Raw genomic sequence first — 17,289 nt, 5'->3', positions numbered from 1 at the left:
GCCTCGCCGGACTGTCGGTAGGGGTACGTGGGCACCGGTGTCGGTCACCGGGGACGGGCACGGGGCAGCCGGTGTCGGAACTGTCGTTCAGACGGGTTCCGGGACCTTCGGTTCGACCTTTTTCGCGATCTTCAGGGCCTCGGCGCACTCGTCGACGTTGTCGGGTAGGCGCGGTTCGCTGACCTGGACCTGGATCATGCCGTTTCCGGCGTCGAACATGACATCGCAGATGCGGGCCTGGGTGGCTCCCTGGGTGATGGCCGTGGCCCCGGGGCGGCCGTTGACCGGGGTGCGTTCGAACATCGCCCACACCTCTTTCCGCTCGCTGGCAGCGACAGTGTTCCGGGTGTCTCTGTACAGTGTGGCCGAAATAGGGTCACCGCTGTAGTCACATCCGACTACCCAGGGCAGTAATTCTGTGTTTTTACCCGGCTCTTTCAGCCCGAAGGAGTTCAGTTCGGTCTCGGACAGGAGGGCGCACGGGTCCACTCCCGCCAGGGCGTCCTCGGAGGGTTCGGCCTGTGAGGTCGTTGTTCGTTCGTCGGCACTTCCGCCCGGTGAGCAGGCGGTGAGGCCGAGCAGTAGCGCGCTGGCGGTCACTGTCGCAACCGGTCGTGCCCACTTGTTCACCGCTGGAGCCCCCTGTCGAGGTCACTACTGACCTGGTCGTCGGTGGTCTGGTAGTTCTTCTTGGCCTCGCGGAACAACGCGGCTTTGCTCCGCAGTTCGTCGGCGAACTGCCGCAACAGGTCGGCCGCGCCGGTGGAGCCGTTGCCGGCCTTGTTCCCGAACTTGGCCGCCAACTGCCGCCCCGAGGGGTAGTCGCCCAGCCCCGGTACCTGTTGTAATTGGTTTGCGTCTTTTGCTAGAAGGTCCACTTTTTCGGCTTTTTCTTCGTAGACGGCGGCGGCGTGGTCGGCGGCGTCGGGTCTCATGCTCAGCCCGCCCTCGGCGATCTGACGTTGGATCCAGGCGTTTTAGCGCCGGATGGCTCCCAAATCTTGGCCTGCCTCGACGAATCCGGCATCCGGGTCGTTCGGGGTGCTCGTCATGATTTCCCTGCCCTGTGTACACCAGCGTCCGTCCCCGACAGCACTCTGGCCAACCCGCCCCACCACGAAGGGCGAAAACCCCGAGATCACATCGTGACCGGCGCCTCGCCACACCCGGTTCTCGGCGGCGGCCACCACGACACGGACGACGGCCCACCCGCCCGGGAAACAACACTCCAGGTTCCCGCCGCCGTAGCGGACCCGATCACGGCAGGCCGGGGATTCGCTACCGTGGGACCGTGTCCGGAAAGCAGCTTGGTACCGCCGAGAGGGTCGACGGGGATCGGGGGAGTCCCGAGTCCACCGAGCTTCCCCCCGTGCACGAGGCCTGGCTGCCCCGGGAGCATCCGCTGCACCGTCCGCGACACGGCGCGAAGCAGTACACCGCCCTGGTGTGCGCGGTGCTGTTCTTCGCCGCGCCGCTGCTGGCCTGGACCCTCGGCGCCAGGGCGAAGCCGGTGGAGAACCGCGCGTTGACCCCGTTTCCGAGCGTCACCGAGGGCTGGGGTTTCTTCACCGGGCTGGACGGCTGGGCCAGGGACCACCTCGTGTTCCGTCCCCAGGCGGTGGCCTCCATGGAGGCGCTGAGCCAGGGCGTGTTCGGCGAGTCCGCCCCGCACGACTCGGGATCCGGTGCTCCCCCCGTCGGTGGTGGAGGGAAGGAAGAACCGGAGGAAACCACCCCCGACCCCGAGGTGTTCCCCGACGTGATCCACGGCGAGGACGGTTGGCTCTACCTCGGCCACGACGTCTCCTACAAGTGCCTGCCGGAGATGAGGCTGGAGAGGATCATCGAGGGACTGCGGCGCTGGCGTTCGGTGGTGGAGGCCTCCGGTCGGCGGTTCCGGCTGGTCGTCGCCCCGGACAAGTCCACCGTGCACCCGGAGCACATGCCGGAGGACTTCGTCGGAGAGGAGTGCATGCGCGAGCTGCGCTCCCGCTTCTGGGAAAGGCTGCCCGAGGCCACCGGCGCCATCGACATGCGCGGCCCGCTGCGGGAACTCGCCGAACGGCGGAACAGTCCCGTCTACACCAAACGCGACACGCACTGGCGACACGCGGGCGGACTGGAGATGACCCGGCAGATCGCCGAGTCACTGCGTCCCGGCGTCAGCGACTCCTGGAGCGTCGAGCGGGGACGCACCTACCCGCACCGTGCGGACATCGCCGGACTGCTCGGCCGGGACGAGCAGTGGACCGTCCAGTCGTACTCGCTGGCCCCCGACGGCGGGGCGGACAACACCAGGTTCGTGGGCAGCGACTTCCACGAGCCGCTGCACGTGGAGTCGGCGCCGCGTCCCGGGATGGTCACCAAACCCACCCGGATGATCGCGGACTCCTTCACCCAGTTCGCCAGCCCCTATCTCGCGGCGACGTTCTCGGACCTGACGATCTCCCACGCGGAGAACGTGCGCGAGAATCCGCAGCGGGTGGGGGAGATGCTCGCCGAGGGCGAGGTGGTGGTGTTCGAGTTCTCCGAGCGTTTCCTGGCCGGAGGGCGCTACTCGATGCTCTCCCCGGAGATGGCCGAGGAGGTGGGCGGGATCCTGGCCGAGCACCCTGTGCGGTGAGCACGGTCGCTCGGCCTCTGCCTGGGCCGTCGGACGCCGACCCCCGGCCGTTCGGCCCCGGCGGGGACGTTTCGGTGCGGGGGTTCAGGCCGTCGCCGCCGCGCTTCCCCGGGTCAGCCTGTTGATCCGCATCCCGCCGATCCAGCGGCACAGCAGGTAGATCCCGAAGGAGATCGCCGTGACGAAGGCGCTGACCGGCACTCCGGGGGCCAGCGAGAGCAGGATCCCTCCGAGGGCGGCGGTCTCGGCGAAGACCACCGAGAGCACCGTGGCCTTCAGCGGGCTGGCGGTCACCCGGATGGCGGCGGCTCCGGGGGTGACCATGAGCGCCATCACCAGCAGTGCCCCCACCACGTGCACACCGAGTGCGGTGGCCGTGCCCACCAGCAGGGAGAACACTGGGGTGAGGACGCCGAGGGGAACCCCCCGTGCGGCGGCGACCTCGGGGTCGACGCTGGCGAACAGCAGCGGCCGGTACAACAGCGCGGTGATCACCAGCACCACCAGCGCGGCGCCGCCGAGCAGGGTGACGTCGGCCGAGCTCACCCCCACGATCTGGCCGACCAGCAGGGTGAACTTGTTCGCCGTGCGTTCGGGGTTCATCCACAGCAGCAGCACCCCGACCCCGAGTCCGAAGGAGAGCACGGCCCCGATGACCGAGTCGCGTTCGTTGTCGCGCTGGCCGAGCAGCCCGAGCAGCAGGGCCGCGAGGATCGCCCCTCCCAACGCTCCGAGGGTGACGCTGACACCGACGAGCAGAGCGGCGGCGGCGCCGGTGAAGGCGAGTTCGGCCGTGCCGTGCACCGCGAAGGACATGCGGCGGGTGACCACCAGGGGGGCCAGCACCCCGGAGACCAGGCCGAGTGCCGCCGCGGCGAGCAGCGCCTGCTGCACGAAGGGGTAGCCGAGCAGCTCGCCGGTGAGGCCGAGGTCGAACATCCTGCTCAGCGCGTCCGCCAGGCGGTTCATGTCCACCCTCCTTCGTGCACGTGGTGCTGCTGCTCCGCTTCGGCTCCGGCGACGACGAGTTTCCCGCCGACGCGGGCGACCTCGACCTCGGTTCCGTACAGTTCGGACAGGGTTTCCGAGTTCATCACCTCGTCCGGGGTTCCGACGCGGAACCGGCCGTCCACGAGGTAGAGCACCCGGTCGACCACGGGCAGCACGGGGTTGATCTCGTGGGTCACGAACAGCACGGAGGCCCCGGTCCGGCGGGCCTGGCGGGCGATGAGCCCGCTGACCCGGTGTTGGTAGGAGGGGTCCAGCGACAGCAGCGGCTCGTCACACAGCAGCACGCGGGGGTCGGAGACCAGGGCCTGGGCGACCCGCAGCCGTTGCTGTTCCCCGCCGGAGAGCAGCCCGAGCGGGGTCTTCGCGTAGTCGGTGGCGTCCACCGAGCGCAGCGCGTCGTGCACCCGCTCGGCCCTCACCCGGCGTCCTCGCAGCCCGGTTCCCCAGCGGTGTCCGTCCAGCCCGAGGCCGACGAGGTCACTGCCCCGCAGGGTGAGGCTGTCCTGCAGGGAACGCTGCTGGGGGATGTAGCCGATCCGTTCGTTGCCGCGGTGGGCCGGTTCACCGGCGATGTGGACGCTGCCCTCGGTCAGCGGGGTGGTGCCCAGCAGCACCCGCAGCAGGCTCGTTTTGCCCGATCCGTTGGGTCCCAACACGGCCAGGAACTCCCCGGGGGTCACGTCCAGGTCCAGGTCCCGCCAGAGCACACGCTGTCCGTAGGACAGTCGTGCCCCGCGCAGGCTCACGGCGGGTGGTGACTCGGGGGTCTCGGCGACCTCCTCGGTCGGTGGGTTCTTCCGGGATCTGAGGTGGGAAAGCACGGCTTCTTCCTGGGGCTCGGAAGCGATGGTCACTGGTTCGGGGACTCGGCCAGGGCGCGTTCCAGCGCGGAGACCCGGCCCGAGATCCATTGGGTGTAGTCCTGCCCCTCGGGGAGGGTTTCGGGCATCTCCACCACGGGGATGCCGTTGTTCTCGGCGCGGGTTCGGATCCGTTCGGTCAGCGACGAGGCGGTCTGCGGGTTGTGGACCAGCACCGCCGGACGTCGTGAGTCCACGAGGTCCTGCATCTCGGCGACGGTGGCCGCGGCGGGGTCGTTTCCGGACTCCACGGAGCGCACGAACGACCGGGGGGTGACGTCGTCCAGTCCGGCCCGGTCCAGTAGCAGGTCGGCGATGGGGGCGGTGGTGAGCACCTCGGTGCCGCCGTGGCGCTGTTCGATGTCGTCGATGCGTTGTTCGACCTCGTCGAGGCGGGTGCCGAGCTCGGCGGCGGCCCGGTCGAACTCGGCCGAGTGCTGCGGGCGCAGCTGTCCGAGGTGTTCGGAGATCCGTTCGGCGACTCGTTGGACCGAGCTCGGCTCGTACCAGACGTGTTCGTTGCCGGAGTGGTCGTGGTCGTGCTCGTGGTGGCCGGAGTCGGCGTGGTTCTCGGCGGTGTCGTGGTCGTGCTGGTCCTGCTCCCGCGCGGCGCTGAACGCCTCCACGCTGGGGGGCGCCTCGTTGTCGCCGGACAGGATCTGGGCGACGAAGGAGTCGTAGCCGCCGCCGTTGTAGACGACCAGGTCGGCCCGGTCGATGCGGGCCGCGTCCCGGGGGGTGCTCTCGTAGGAGTGCGGGTCGGCCTCGTTGTCGCCGATGATCGCCTCCACCTCGGCCCGGTCTCCGGCCACGGCTTCGGCGACGTTGGCCCACATGTCGGTGGAGGCGACGACGTCGAGCTTGCCGTTGGCCTCTCCGCCGCCGTTGCCGCAGGAGGTGAGTACCAGGGTGGTGGTCAGTCCGAGCAGCAGCGCGGGCACCCCGCGACGTGGGCCACCGCCGACAATACGACTACGTAAGGTGTTCACGAGGACTCCTGGCCTGTGGCGTGTCATGCGATCCCGACCGCTAATGGAAATCATTGTCAATTGAAGTCTACGCGTTGTCGCTGATCGACTGCCACCGCATCCCCTTTTCGGATGACAGTGATGCTCGTGACGTCGCGGAAGGGATCACCGCTTCCGGCGGGACGGGGACGAACGTCCCGCCGGACTCCCCGCTCACACGGTCAGCCTGGCCCCGGTGCGTGGATGGAACAGGTGCAGCTCCTCCGGATCGCGGGTGCTCACGAACACTCGCTCCCCCAGGGCGGGAGGACGGCGGCCGTCGGTGCGGATGACCAGTCGCTGTGCGTTCGCGTCGTTGTCCGGCCTGGCGTGCACCAGCGCGTCGGCCCCCAGCTCCTCGACCAGCTCGACGACCAGCGAGACCCCCTCCCGTTCGGAGGACTCCAACCGCAGCGCCTCGGGACGCAGCCCCAGGGTCACCTCGTCGAGCCCCTGGGCGGAGGCGCTGGACAGCCTCGTGCGGGGCAGCGGGATCGTGTGACCTTCGAAGAGCACCCCCTCGGGGGTGAGGCGTGTGGTTGTCAGGTTCATCGCGGGGGAGCCGATGAACCCGGCCACGAAGGAGTTGGCCGGACGTTCGTACAGCTCACGTGGGGTGTCCACCTGCTGTAACTCGCCGTCGGCGAGCACCGCGACCCGGTGGCCCATGGTCATCGCCTCGACCTGGTCGTGGGTCACGTAGAGTGTCGTGGTGCCCAGGCGGCGTTGCAGACCGGCGATGTTGGCCCTGGTCTCCACGCGCAGTTTCGCGTCCAGGTTGGACAACGGCTCGTCCATGAGGAACACGCTCGGATCGCGCACGATGGCCCGCCCCATCGCCACACGCTGACGTTGCCCCCCGGACAGCTCCCTGGGTTTGCGGTCGAGGAACCGCCGCAGGTCGAGCATGTCGGCGGCCTGCTCGACCTGCTGGCGGATGGTGCTTCTGGGAACCCTGCGCAGCTTCAGCGCGAAGCCCATGTTCTCCGCCACGGTCATGTGCGGGTAGAGCGCGTAGGACTGGAACACCATGGCGATGTCCCGTGACTTGGGTGGTACGGAGGTGACGTCGCGTCCCCCGATGTGAATGGCCCCCTCGTCGGTGTCCTCCAAACCCGCGACCATGCGCAGGGCGGTGGATTTTCCCGATCCCGAAGGGCCGACGAGCACGAGGAACTCGCCGTCGGAGATCTCCAGATTCAGCCCGTTCACGGCCCGCACCGGTGGGGATCCGGGAAAAAGGCGGGAGGCGTCGATGTAGGCGACCTCGGCCATGTGTGACACACCTTTCATCACGGGATTGGTCTGGACAAATTAACCCAGTCGTGCGCCCCCGTCACCCCCCGTCACAAGGGAAATCGCGGGAATGTGGCACCCTTTTCACGCACGGATCCGACCCGGAAACGTGGCCCGCACCGGGCGTGTTTTTCGCGTTCCGAATGCCGCCGTGCACGAATCCGGTGACATGTGATCTGGATCCGGGTTCGGAAAACTTCACCTGGGCGTACTGAACCGTTACGGTTCCCGCATGGTGCGGTCTACGAACTCGAGGCGACCCGCGACGTTGGCCTCCCTCGCCGCGGAACTCGGCGTTTCGCGGACAACGGTGTCCAACGCCTACAACCGTCCCGACCAGCTGTCCCCGGAACTGCGCAAGCGTGTGCTGGACACCGCCCGCAGACTCGGCTACCCCGGGCCCGATCCGGTGGCCCGTTCCCTGAGAACCCGCAAGGCCGGGGCCGTGGGACTGCTGTTGACCGAGAACCTCTCCTACGCGTTCCGTGACCCCGCCGCCGTCGGCTTCCTCGAAGGACTCGCCCTGGCCTGCGAGGACGCCGGACACGGGTTGCTGCTGATACCGGCCAACCCGGAACACGAGGACGTGGCCGCCGTGCACAGCGCCGGAGTGGACGGCTTCGTGGTCTACTCGGTCCCCGACGACGACCCGCACCTGGCCGCCGTGATGGAACGTCCCGTGCCCGCCGTGATCTGCGACCAGCCCAACCTCTCGGAGGTCGACCGGGTCGGCATCGACGACGGCGCGGCGATCAAGGGGCTGGCCAGGCACCTCATCGAGCTGGGTCACCGCAAGATCGGGGTGATCTGCATGAGGCTGGCCCGCACGCGCAACGACGGCCCCGCCTCCTCCGAACGGCAGGTGAACGCGCACTTCCACGTGCAGCGGGCGCGCCTGGCCGCGCTCTCCGAGGCCTTCGCCGAGGTGGGGGTCGACTGGGAACAGGTCCCGGTGATCGAACGTTTCGACCACACCCCGGAGTCCGGGGGGTCGGCCGCGGCGCAGCTGATGGAGCTGGACCCGGAGATCACCGCCGTCATGTGCACCTCGGACATCCTGGCGCTGGGGGCGTTGTCGGAGGTGCGGCGCCAGGGACGTCGGGTGCCGCAGGATCTCACCATCACCGGTTTCGACGGCATCGACGACGCCGAACGTGTCGGGCTGACCACCGTGCGCCAGCCCGTGATGGAGAAGGGACGGGCCGCCGGTCGGCTGCTGCTCGACGCCGGTGAGTCCACCGGCAAGCCCCGGGAGGTCGTGCTGGACACCCAGCTGGTCCCCGGCTCCACGGCGGGGGCGCCGCGTTCGGTCGAGGAACGCTGGTTCGGTCCGTGACCCGGTGCGCCCCCGTGCTCGCCCGGTCGTTCACCCGGCCGTCTCCCGAGGGCGGGGGCTCGGATAGTCCCGCTCGTCGAGCAGCCGGTAGGCCCGGCGGGAGACCCTGAGCAGTTCCTCCGTGGGGAGGTGTTCGTCCGGGACCTCTCCCGCCGCCGTGTCGTAGGCGTCGTGCAGCTCCACCAGCGCCTGACGCAGCTGCTGCCTCGGGGCCGCCCCGCCCAGCTCCACCAACCGCCTCACTCGGTCCAGTGCGTCCCGCACCCGCACCAGCCACGCCCGGTGCGGGGCGAGCCGGGCCACCAGCACGGCCACGGCCGCCCCCAGCAGGGTCGTCCACAGCCTGCTCGCGGCGAGCTCCTCCGGCGGGGCTGGGCTCATCATCCCCCCGACCAGCAGCGCCACCGGGGTCACGAACAGCAGCCCGAACGCGTAGTTGATCGTCACGGTCATCTCCGCCGCCCACTGCAACGCCGCCAGCAGCAGGATGATCACCCACACCCGGGGATGCAGGGACAGCAGGAGCATCCCGATCACCACCCCGCCGAGTGTGCCCGCCACACGTTGCAGCATCCGGGGGACCGACCGTGACGTGCTGGTCGCCTGGAGCACCGACACGGCCGAGACCGCGGCCCAGTAGGTGTGTCCGAGGCCGAGCAGCTGGGCCGCCACCCCCGAGACCAGCGCCGCGGTCCCCACCCGGGCCGCGAACGGCAGCAGCCAGGTGCCCGTCCCCCGGCGGGGGCGGGCCGTGGCGAGCAGCACCTCGCGCACGGCCCACCACCGCGAGGGGGGAGGGCCGGGTTCCAGCGGCCGGTCCGGGCGGGCGTATCCCGGTGGATGGAGGGGCTGACCGGTGCGGACCCGCTCGGCCGTGGCACGCAGGGACCACACGGTGGCCCGGGCCACCCGCGAGGCCCCCAGCAGCACCTCGCAGACCTCCACGGCCCGCACCAGCTCCCGGTACTCGGTACTCTCCCGCCGTCGTGCGCTCACCAGCGGCAGTCGGGTGCGGGCGTTCTCGACGGCCACGGCGGCCCGGTGTCTGCCGTCCAGGTCCGGGTTCGCCAGGTGCGCGGCGGTGGCCTCCAGCGCGGCGGCCACGGCTCGGCGTTGCGGGCGCAGTCCGGCCAGCACGGCCCCCAGGGAGCACACCCCCCAGGCGAAGGCGCCGCTGAGCGCGCAGACGATCAGGTGGGCGGGCAGCTCGCCGGGAGAGAGGGAGAGGTTCGCGCAGGCGCCGGTGGCGAAGGCGAAGATCAACCCTCCCGGCGCGCCCACGCGGGCCGCAGTGGTGGCCGCCGTGGCCACCGCTCCCACCACGGCGGTACCCACCACGGCCACCAGCTGTTGCCGCCCCGGAGACAGGCCCGACACGGCGATGAGGTCCCCGAGCGCCACGGCAACCACCATGCCCGCCGCCACCACGGCGAGGGAGCGGATCTGGTGGCGGGAGGGATCACTGCGGCAGTACACACTGGTCAGTCCGCCGAACACCGCTCCGGCGACCAGGTCCATCCGGTCGAGCTGGAACAGCGTCACCAGTGGCAGCAGCACCGACAGAAAAGACCTCAACGCCGGCCAGAAGATCGGCCCGTTGCGGTTCAGACGAAGCGTCTCCCCCAAATGCCGTGCGAGTATGGCCGAAGACACATTTTCACATAATACACAGTTATTTCACTCGTGAATGGACAGTGCCGTGAACCGTTCTTTCCGGTCCGGTCAGGACAACACGGAGGCGGCGGCAGCGGGGCCCCGCGACAGGAGACCCTGCCCGCGCCGTGACGGAGCGCGGGCGACACTCGTGCCGCGACACCGGCCGGATGCGACACCGCCCAACGGGAAGTCCCAACCGTTCCGCGCCGAGGTCTAGTAGTTCCGCCAGGCTCCCCGCTCGTAGTCGATGATCCGCGGGTGCATCAGCGTGGACGGCTCCACCTCGGCGAGCCTGTCCCGGTCGGGGGGAAAGACCCCGGTCGCCCGCAGCGTCGGGCCGTCCAGGGTCCGCAGCGGCGGCCTCCGCGAGGGCAGCCGCAGCGAGGGCGCGGTGTCCCCGGCGGTGCCCAGGTGGAACCCCCACGGCCCGAAACTGGGGATCGAGCGGGAGTAGGGCACGGTGGCCAGGCCCGCCTGTCGCATCGACGCCTCGATGCACCAGTAGGCCTCTGTGGCGAAGTACGGGGAACCGGCCTGGACGTTCACCCGCCCCCGCTCGTCAAGGGCCCGCAGCACCAGGGAGTAGAACTCGGTGGAGTAGAGCTTGGCCGTCTCGGTGGAGTCCGGGTCCGGCATGTCCACCAGCACCACGTCGAAACGCCGCCGGTTGTCCCGCAGCCAACGGAAGGCGTCGGCGGAGACGGTGTGCACCCGGGGGTCGTCGAAGGCGTGCTGGTTCAGCCTGGTCAGGCGCGGGTCCTCGCTACCGAGCCGCAGTACCGTGGGGTCGAGTTCGACCAGGGTCACCTCCTCGACGTCGGGATAGCGCAGCACCTCACGCAGCGCGAGTCCGTCCCCGCCGCCGAGGATCAGCACGTTGGAGTGGTCACCGGCCATGGCCGGATGGACCAGCGCCTCGTGGTAGCGGTGTTCGTCGACGGAGCTGAACTGCAGGTCGCCGTTCAGGTACAGCCGCGTGTCCGTGTTGCCGCTCAACGACCGCGAGCGGGTCAGCACGACTTCCTGGTACCTGGTGCGTTCGGCGAAGACCACCGGATCGTCGTACAGCGCCTGACGTGCCGTCGTCTCGAACCGGTCGGACCAGGCGAACGCCCCGCCGAGCGCCAGGCCGACCAGCAGCGAACAGACCGTCAACAGCGCGACCGGGCGTCTGCCCAGCTCCCGTCGGTAGACGGTGAGTACCAGTCCCAGACCCGCCGCCGCGTTGAGCATCCCCACCACGAGGGCGCCCTTGATCTGTCCCAGCAGCGGAAGCAGCAGGAACGGGAAGGCCAGTCCCCCCACCAGGGCGCCCACGTAGTCAGCCGCGAACATGTCGGCCACGGCCGACCCGGCCTCCTGGCGTCTGATGCGTTGCAGCAGCACCATGAGCAGCGGGATCTCCGCGCCGATCAGCACGCCCAGGGTCAGCGAGGTGGCCACCAGCATCGGCGTGTACAGGCTCAGCCAGGCGAAGGCCGCGTACAGCCCGAGCACGCTCAGCCCACCGAGCAGCGCCAGCACCAGCTCCACCGTCACGAACGCCGTCGCCGCCCACCGCTGCAACGGTTTGGCCAGCAGCGCCCCCACCCCCATGGCGAACACCATCAGGGAGAGCACCACGGAGGCCTGGCCCACGCTGTTGCCGATCAGGTAGCTGCCGAGGGCGACCAGGGCCAGTTCGTAGACCAGTCCGCAGGCCGAGCACACGAACACCGCCAGCAGCACCGCGAAACGGGCCGGGCCGCGCCGGGGTGTGGAGTCGGTCGCGGCACTCGCCGGGGTTCGTTCGGGGCCGAGCTGGTCGGTTTCCGTGCTCATGAAGGCGGTTTCGGTTCGGGGACGCGGGTCGGTGGTGTGGTCACCAGATCGCCGCGGCGATGATCGTCGCGATCACCACGTGCGCGGCGGCCGAGACCCAGATTCCCGGGTGCGTGGTCTCGGTGGAGAGTTCCTCGCCGAGCTTGCCCGGGGTGAAGGCGTCGATCACCAGGAAGGACAGCCCCATCAGGATCAGCCCGAGCAGCCCGTAGGCCAGGGTACCGAGCAGCCCGTAGGCCAGGTCGTCGGAACTGGCTGCGATGGCCGTGGTGAGGATGATGCCCACACCGAGCAGTCCGGACACCAGCAGGATGGCCGCGTTGCCGTTGCGGCGCACCCAGATCAGGTCCCGCAGTCTGGCCGGTGTGGCGAGGTCGATGAGCACGTATCCGAGGGCCATGAGAACCGCGCCGACCACGCCGTAGGCGACGGCCGCCGACAGTCCGAAGAGCAGTTGCTGGAACACCGGTTGTGCCTTTCGGTTCGGGAGGCGAGCGGGTTGCCGGTCGTTGCTGTTCCGGTCTCGGTCGGAAACCGGACGGTCACCGGGGACCGGGAGGCGGTTGCGTTGGCCCGCCGGGAGGGGGCCACTGCTGGCCCGGCCCCTGTTGGGGCGGACCCTGCGGTGGAGGAGGATCTCCCGGAGGTGGTTGGTACCCCGGTGGAGGCGGCCCCTGGGGAGGAGCCTGACCGGGTGGGGGACCGGGGGGCGGCTGTGGGGGCGTGGGCCCGCCGGGCGGTCCCTGCGGGGGACCGGGGGGACCATCCTGCGGTGGCGGAGGAGTTGGTGGCCCCTCGGAAGGCCCGGAACGCTGTCGACGGAGGCCGATCACCCCGGCCACGAGGCTGCCCACGGCGACCAGCCCGAGCACGCCCAGCCAGAGTCCACGCCCGACCCAGCCGGGGCTCGACCCGGGAGGAAGGTTCTCCCGCGGCGCCTCCTCGGAGGCGTTCTCCGGGCGGATCCTCGGCAGTTCCGGGTTGTCCTCGCTCAGCAGCAGCGGCAGCGCCAGCACCGCGTGTCCGGTGGTGTCCACCGGGGTCTCGATGAAGGACTTCGCCGTGATGCCGAGCGCGGCGAAGTCCTCGCTGCCGGGCGTGTTCAGGGAGAGGTTCGACGAGTGGGCCACCCCGATGTCCACCGCGCTCCAGTCCTCGCTGGTGCGGGAGGTGTAGGCCACGGTCACCCGCAGTTCCACCCACTCGTCGCAGACCTCGACCGGTGTCTGTGGGCCCCGGTTGGATCCCCGGTCGTGGTCGCTGTCCGTGTCCTCCACGGACCATCCCTCGTCGCCGGTGTCGGTCGAACTCCGTGCGAACATTCCGTCGCCGCCGTCGGTGAGCTTCCACCCGAAGCAGAAGCCGTAGCGCCGCGCGGGCTCGACCAGTGCCCGGGACAGTTCCGCGGACTCCTCCCGGGTGAACCGGGGGATGGAGGTGCCCGAGTAGGTCTTGCTCGTGAGGTACCTGCTGCTTTCGTCCCCCCAGAAGCGTGGTTCACCCGTACTCCCGAAACCGCCGGTGACGGCGAGGGTGACGAAGAAGGAGACGATCCCGAAGACGAGCAGCCCCACGCATCCGATCTTGGTCTTCTTCTGTTCGTCGCTCATTTGCCCGACCCGGGACCTCCCCCTCGGAAACTCCGCCCGTGCGGGCTCGTCCACCCCCAGGCGCCCCCGACCACGGGATGGTAGTGGCGGTAGGCTTGGTCGAGGTCCATCACGTGGATGACCGAGCCCCGCTTTCGGGGTTGCACGATCACCGCGTCCCTGTTGTAACGCAGGTAGACACCGGTCTCGTTCGTGTACTGCGTGATCGGTTCCCAGGCTCTGGCCACCGAGTTGGCCACCCTGCTCGGTGACTGCCTGCTGGTGTAGGCCCGGTTGTCGTCGTCGCCGGGGCGGTCCAGCCGCTCCGCCCTGGTGTAGTGCTTGGCCACGTAGCCCCGTGGGCCGGTTCCGGTGGAGAAGACCGTCACCAGCGCGACGATCAGCCCGAGCACCGCCGCCATCGCCGCGATGGCGAACCAGAATTTCGGTTTCATCGCCGTCGTCCGGCTCCTCTCACTCCGAAGCCGGGTAGACGCGCACGTCGTAACGACTGAGTTCCTCGCCGAGGGTGGGTTCCCACTCGGCCCCGTCGAAGGACTCGAAACCCAGCAGTGTGCCGTCGGAGGACTCGTAGTCGTGGTAGCGCACGCTGCCGCGTTCGTCGAGACCGGTGGTGGCCTCGCTGCGGAAGCTCGCCGAGCCGGACTCCTCGGAACGGAAGGTGCGCCCGCCCAGCTCGATCCGGGAGGGCCCCGGTTGGGGTGGTTCGGCGTCCTCCAACGGAGTCCACTGTGCCAGGATCAGGTCCGGGTCCTCCTCGACGGACAGCCACACCTGGGTGCCCTTGGCGTCGTCCAGCAGGTGTTCCGCCCAGTGCCAGCTGCCCTCGGACAGCCGCAGGGTCCCGCGGACGGTGTAGGACATGCCGCGGATCTCCACGATGTCCCCGGCCTTGAGGCGACGTGGGTCGCCGCGCAGCGCGTCCTGGTCTCCGGTGGCGAAGGGGTCCTGTGGTCGTGGCCGCTCGGGCGCGTGCCCGGAATGTTGTCGACGCACGAGCGCGAGTACGACCACCGCGACCACGATGAGGACCACCACGACGATCGGGAGGATCACGAAGATGTTCACTGCCGCCCCTTGCTGTGGATGTCCACGGTCTCACCGGTCGCGCGGTAGCCTAACCACCACGCGCTCGGTTTGTCCTCCGTTCGGAGGAAATAATGCCGTGTTCGGGAGTGAGGATATCCACGGGGCGTGGTCCCTCCCGGTCAACATCGCCCGGCCGGGAGGAGTTCTCCCCGGCCGGGCGAGGAACCGGACCCCGTCGATACGCCGGAGGCGTCACTCGGACAGCAGCTGGGCGCAGCGGATCAGTCCCAGATGCGAGTAGGCCTGCGGGTGGTTGCCCAGCGAACGCTCGGCGATCGGGTCGTACTCCTCGGGCAGCAGCCCGGTCGGCCCCGCGTTGTTCACGAGCTGTTGGAACAGCTCCTCGGCCTCGGTGCGCCTTCCGGTGAGCAGGTATGCCTCGACGAGCCACGTGGCGCACAGGTGGAACCCGCCCTCGGTGCCGGGAAGGCCGTCGTCCCTGCGGTAGCGGTAGACGGTGGAGCCGCTGCGCAGTTCGGACTCGATGGCGGTCACCGTGGAGCGGAAACGCTCGTCGACGGGGTCGATCAGCCCGGAGAGCCCCACGTGCAACGAGGCTGCGTCCAGGTCGGAGCCCTCGTAGGCGGTGGTGAAGGCCTGGACATCCGGGTGCCAGCCGTTCTTGAGCACGTCCTCGGCGATCTGTTCCCGCAGCTGCATCCAGCTCGGGTCGGCGGAACGCCCGTACTGGGCGGCCAGTTTGAGCGCCCGGTCGATGGTGACCCAGCACATCACCTTGGAGTAGACGTGGTGACGCGGCACGTCACGTTCCTCCCAGATCCCGTGGTCGGGTTCGAACCAGCGCCGGGAGACCGCCTCGGCCATGCCCTTGACCAGTTCCCAGTCGGCCTCGCGCAGTTCACCACGGGTCACGGCCAGATCGGCCGCCAGCTCCACCACCGGACCGAACACGTCCAGCTGCACCTGCTGGTCGGCCAGGTTGCCCACACGCACCGGTCGGGAACCCGCGTAACCGGGCAGGGTGTCGATCACCGCCTCGGGGCCCAGGGTTCCCCCGGCCAGCGAGTACAGCGGGTGCAGCCGCTCCGGGCCGGGCAGGCTGTCCATCACCCGGTGCAGCCAGTCCAGGAAGGCCTCGGCCTCCTCGGTGGAGCCGAGTGAGACCAGCGCCCGGGCGCTCATCGCACCGTCACGCAGCCAGCAGTAGCGGTAGTCCCAGTTGCGCACCCCCCCGATCTCCTCGGGTAGCGAGGTGGTGGCCGCGGCCATGATCCCGCCGGTGTCGGTGTTGCACAGCCCCCGCAGGGTCAACGCGGAACGCGCCACCAGATCGGGTTCCACCTCGGGCAGCCGCAGCCGCTCCAACCACGTCGTCCAGTAGTTGTTCGCCGCCGTGCGCCTCTGGGGTTCGGGAGTGTCCGAGGGGGCTAGTTCCTCGGTGCCGCAGCGCAGTTCCAGCACGGTCGGGGAGTCCTCCGACAGCTCCAGCTCGGCCTGGGCCGCCTCGTGCATACCGTCGGAGCTGATCCGCCACTGCACACCGGGCGAGTACAGCACCATCGGCTCGGAGGTCCCGTGCACCCGCAACCCACCGGGCTCGGCGGTGAGCCGCACCGGCACCTGCCCGAACTCCGGGCGCGGCACGAAGTCCACCACGGCCCGGGTACTGCCGCTGATGACCCGGATCAGGTCGGTGTGGTGGGCGTCCCTGCCGTGTTCCAGGTAGTCGGTGACCAGCAGCCGGGACCAGCGGGTCTCCACCGTCATCGTCCCCGGCACGTAACGCTGGCCGAGGGGCAGCACGCTACGGGGGGAACCGTTGCCGTTGTCGTACTGCGGCGTGGCCGGGCTGACGGAGAAGTGCCCGGCCGAGGGGCCGCCGAGCAGGTCGGCGAACACCGCGGCCGAGTCCGGCCCCGGATGGCACATCCAGGTGACACGCGCGTCCGGGGTGAGCAGCGCCACGGTGCGCTCGTTGGCGAGCATGGACAGACGTTCGATGGCCGGGGCCTGCTCCCCGTAGAGCCAGGCGCGGCGCTCCTCCATCAGCATCGCCAGCACCGTGGCCACCCCGGTGGTGTCGGCCACGCGGTAGTGGGCGAGGGTGTCACCCTCGCCGACCTTGATCCCGATGTCCGGGCCGGACAGGGTGCCGAACACGGTCTCGTCGGTGACGTCGTCACCGAGGAAGATCGCCCCGGTGGAGCCGACCTGGTGGCGTAGCGCCTCGAAGGCGTTGCCCTTGTGCGTTTCCACCACGGCCAGTTCCATCACCGACTTGCCCTCGGTGACCTGCACACCTTCCCAGGTGGCCGGGCCGGAGCGGAGTTCGTCCAGCACCGCCTCGCCGACCTCCGGCTCGGCGCGGCGCACGTGTATCGCCACACTGGCGGGTTTCGGTTCGAGGATGATGCCGGGCTGGTCCCGCGTGATGTCCTGCACGCTGCGTTGCAGCTGGGTACGCAACCGGGTCGTGTCCGGGTCCAGCTCGTGGACGAATCCGACGTCGAACTCGGAACCGTGGCTGCCGACCAGGTGGACCTCCGCGGGAAGTCGGGAGAGGGTGGCCAGGTCACGCAGCGCCCTGCCGGAGATGACCGCGGTGGTGGTGGTCGGCAGCGCCGCCAGGGAACGCATCGCGTGGACCGATTCGGGCAGGGGTTTGGCCTGGCTCGGATCCCCCACGATCGGTGCCAGGGTGCCGTCGTAGTCGCAGGCGACCAGCAGCCGAGGTGTGCGCGCGAGCTGCACGATCATGCGACGAAGCTCGGCGGGGAGGGCTTCGGCGGTCAACGCCACACTCCTGTTGAGGTCGTCGGGTTGGTATGAGGGCGGGATCGACCCTGGTGAGAGGGGTGCTCGTCGGCCCCGTCGGGGTGGCCTCCTCGCACGGTGCCCCCTGTGGATCGATCCGGTGCGTCGTTATTGACGTGGTGATTCAGCCGGCTCTAAAAGTCTGTTCCGGAGTCGGCTCGCGTGCTCGGTGGGCCGTCCTCCGCCCGGACGGTGCACCGCCCGG

The 17,289-nt window shown here is 69.7% G+C and carries 15 protein-coding genes; 2 read left to right on the top strand and 13 right to left on the bottom strand.

What is annotated here, in order from left to right; all coding sequences use genetic code 11:
* Nucleotides 1-87 precede the first annotated feature (87 nt).
* Nucleotides 88-600, bottom strand: a complete 513-nt coding sequence (locus tag ACTMO_RS0116525) for a DUF3558 domain-containing protein (RefSeq protein ID WP_019855795.1) — start codon at nucleotides 598-600, stop codon at nucleotides 88-90.
* Nucleotides 601-626: 26 nt separating this feature from the next.
* Complete coding sequence (locus ACTMO_RS23100) at nucleotides 627-935, bottom strand: hypothetical protein (RefSeq protein WP_157062923.1); 309 nt, start codon at nucleotides 933-935, stop codon at nucleotides 627-629.
* A 356-nt stretch (nucleotides 936-1,291) separates the two neighbouring features.
* Here ACTMO_RS23100 and ACTMO_RS0116515 point away from each other — a divergent pair, with 356 nt between their 5' ends.
* Nucleotides 1,292-2,623, top strand: a complete 1,332-nt coding sequence (locus ACTMO_RS0116515; RefSeq protein WP_019855793.1) for an alginate O-acetyltransferase AlgX-related protein — start codon at nucleotides 1,292-1,294, stop codon at nucleotides 2,621-2,623.
* Nucleotides 2,624-2,707: 84 nt separating this feature from the next.
* Here ACTMO_RS0116515 and ACTMO_RS0116510 read toward each other — a convergent pair whose 3' ends face one another.
* The 4 genes from ACTMO_RS0116510 to ACTMO_RS0116495 all read right to left on the bottom strand — a co-directional run bounded on the left by ACTMO_RS0116510 (nucleotide 2,708) and on the right by ACTMO_RS0116495 (nucleotide 6,776).
* Nucleotides 2,708-3,592, bottom strand: a complete 885-nt coding sequence (locus ACTMO_RS0116510; protein ID WP_019855792.1) for a metal ABC transporter permease — start codon at nucleotides 3,590-3,592, stop codon at nucleotides 2,708-2,710.
* On the bottom strand, nucleotides 3,589-4,455 hold the full coding sequence (locus tag ACTMO_RS0116505) for a metal ABC transporter ATP-binding protein (protein ID WP_019855791.1): 867 nt from the start codon (nucleotides 4,453-4,455) through the stop codon (nucleotides 3,589-3,591). Before ACTMO_RS0116505 ends, ACTMO_RS0116510 begins: the two co-directional genes overlap by 4 nt.
* A gap of 29 nt (nucleotides 4,456-4,484) precedes the next feature.
* Nucleotides 4,485-5,483 (bottom strand): metal ABC transporter solute-binding protein, Zn/Mn family, encoded by a 999-nt coding sequence (locus tag ACTMO_RS0116500; RefSeq protein ID WP_245556221.1) that lies wholly within the window; start codon nucleotides 5,481-5,483, stop codon nucleotides 4,485-4,487.
* A 192-nt stretch (nucleotides 5,484-5,675) separates the two neighbouring features.
* Entirely contained in the window at nucleotides 5,676-6,776 is a 1,101-nt protein-coding gene (locus ACTMO_RS0116495; RefSeq protein ID WP_019855789.1) for an ABC transporter ATP-binding protein, read from the bottom strand.
* 253 nt (nucleotides 6,777-7,029) lie between these two features.
* Here ACTMO_RS0116495 and ACTMO_RS0116490 point away from each other — a divergent pair, with 253 nt between their 5' ends.
* Entirely contained in the window at nucleotides 7,030-8,133 is a 1,104-nt protein-coding gene (locus ACTMO_RS0116490) for a LacI family DNA-binding transcriptional regulator (RefSeq protein WP_084792196.1), read from the top strand.
* Between the two features lie 30 nt (nucleotides 8,134-8,163).
* Here the strand turns inward: ACTMO_RS0116490 and ACTMO_RS21330 are convergent, their stop codons facing one another.
* The 7 genes from ACTMO_RS21330 to otsB form a co-directional block, all read right to left on the bottom strand.
* Nucleotides 8,164-9,786, bottom strand: coding sequence for an FUSC family protein (locus ACTMO_RS21330; RefSeq protein ID WP_245556220.1), 1,623 nt, complete (start codon nucleotides 9,784-9,786; stop codon nucleotides 8,164-8,166).
* 216 nt (nucleotides 9,787-10,002) lie between these two features.
* Nucleotides 10,003-11,610: a polyamine aminopropyltransferase gene (locus ACTMO_RS0116480; RefSeq protein WP_019855786.1), complete on the bottom strand. Its 1,608-nt coding sequence runs from the start codon at nucleotides 11,608-11,610 to the stop codon at nucleotides 10,003-10,005.
* Between the two features lie 40 nt (nucleotides 11,611-11,650).
* Nucleotides 11,651-12,076 (bottom strand): DUF350 domain-containing protein, encoded by a 426-nt coding sequence (locus ACTMO_RS0116475; RefSeq protein WP_019855785.1) that lies wholly within the window; start codon nucleotides 12,074-12,076, stop codon nucleotides 11,651-11,653.
* 76 nt (nucleotides 12,077-12,152) lie between these two features.
* A complete protein-coding gene (locus ACTMO_RS23530) occupies nucleotides 12,153-13,220 on the bottom strand; it encodes a hypothetical protein (protein WP_026449325.1) in 1,068 nt (355 codons plus the stop codon).
* Entirely contained in the window at nucleotides 13,217-13,654 is a 438-nt protein-coding gene (locus ACTMO_RS0116465; RefSeq protein ID WP_019855784.1) for a DUF4247 domain-containing protein, read from the bottom strand. The genes ACTMO_RS23530 and ACTMO_RS0116465 overlap by 4 nt, the downstream gene beginning before the upstream one ends.
* A gap of 19 nt (nucleotides 13,655-13,673) precedes the next feature.
* Nucleotides 13,674-14,288 carry a DUF4178 domain-containing protein gene (locus ACTMO_RS0116460; protein WP_019855783.1) on the bottom strand — a complete coding sequence of 205 codons (615 nt, stop codon included), beginning with the start codon at nucleotides 14,286-14,288 and terminating at the stop codon, nucleotides 13,674-13,676.
* Between the two features lie 213 nt (nucleotides 14,289-14,501).
* Nucleotides 14,502-17,063, bottom strand: a complete 2,562-nt coding sequence (otsB, locus tag ACTMO_RS0116455) for a trehalose-phosphatase (protein ID WP_019855782.1) — start codon at nucleotides 17,061-17,063, stop codon at nucleotides 14,502-14,504.
* Between the last annotated feature and the right edge of the window lie 226 nt (nucleotides 17,064-17,289).

It is taken from the genome of Actinopolyspora mortivallis DSM 44261 (genome assembly GCF_000384035.1).
Taxonomy (GTDB): Bacteria; Actinomycetota; Actinomycetes; order Mycobacteriales; family Pseudonocardiaceae; genus Actinopolyspora; species Actinopolyspora mortivallis.
Note: the sequence above shows the minus strand (reverse complement) of the source record. Positions and strands in the feature narration are given on the sequence as shown.

Bases quoted from the DNA above. Each gene is read 5' to 3' on its own strand.
- ACTMO_RS0116495 (WP_019855789.1), bottom strand. From the start codon at position 6,776: ATGGCCGAGGTCGCCTACATCGACGCCTCCCGCCTTTTTCCCGGATCC.
- ACTMO_RS23530 (WP_026449325.1), bottom strand. From the start codon at position 13,220: ATGAGCGACGAACAGAAGAAGACCAAGATCGGATGCGTGGGGCTGCTC.
- ACTMO_RS23100 (WP_157062923.1), bottom strand. From the start codon at position 935: ATGAGACCCGACGCCGCCGACCACGCCGCCGCCGTCTACGAAGAAAAA.
- ACTMO_RS0116510 (WP_019855792.1), bottom strand. From the start codon at position 3,592: ATGAACCGCCTGGCGGACGCGCTGAGCAGGATGTTCGACCTCGGCCTC.
- ACTMO_RS0116480 (WP_019855786.1), bottom strand. From the start codon at position 11,610: ATGAGCACGGAAACCGACCAGCTCGGCCCCGAACGAACCCCGGCGAGT.
- ACTMO_RS0116465 (WP_019855784.1), bottom strand. From the start codon at position 13,654: ATGAAACCGAAATTCTGGTTCGCCATCGCGGCGATGGCGGCGGTGCTC.
- ACTMO_RS0116490 (WP_084792196.1), top strand. From the start codon at position 7,030: ATGGTGCGGTCTACGAACTCGAGGCGACCCGCGACGTTGGCCTCCCTC.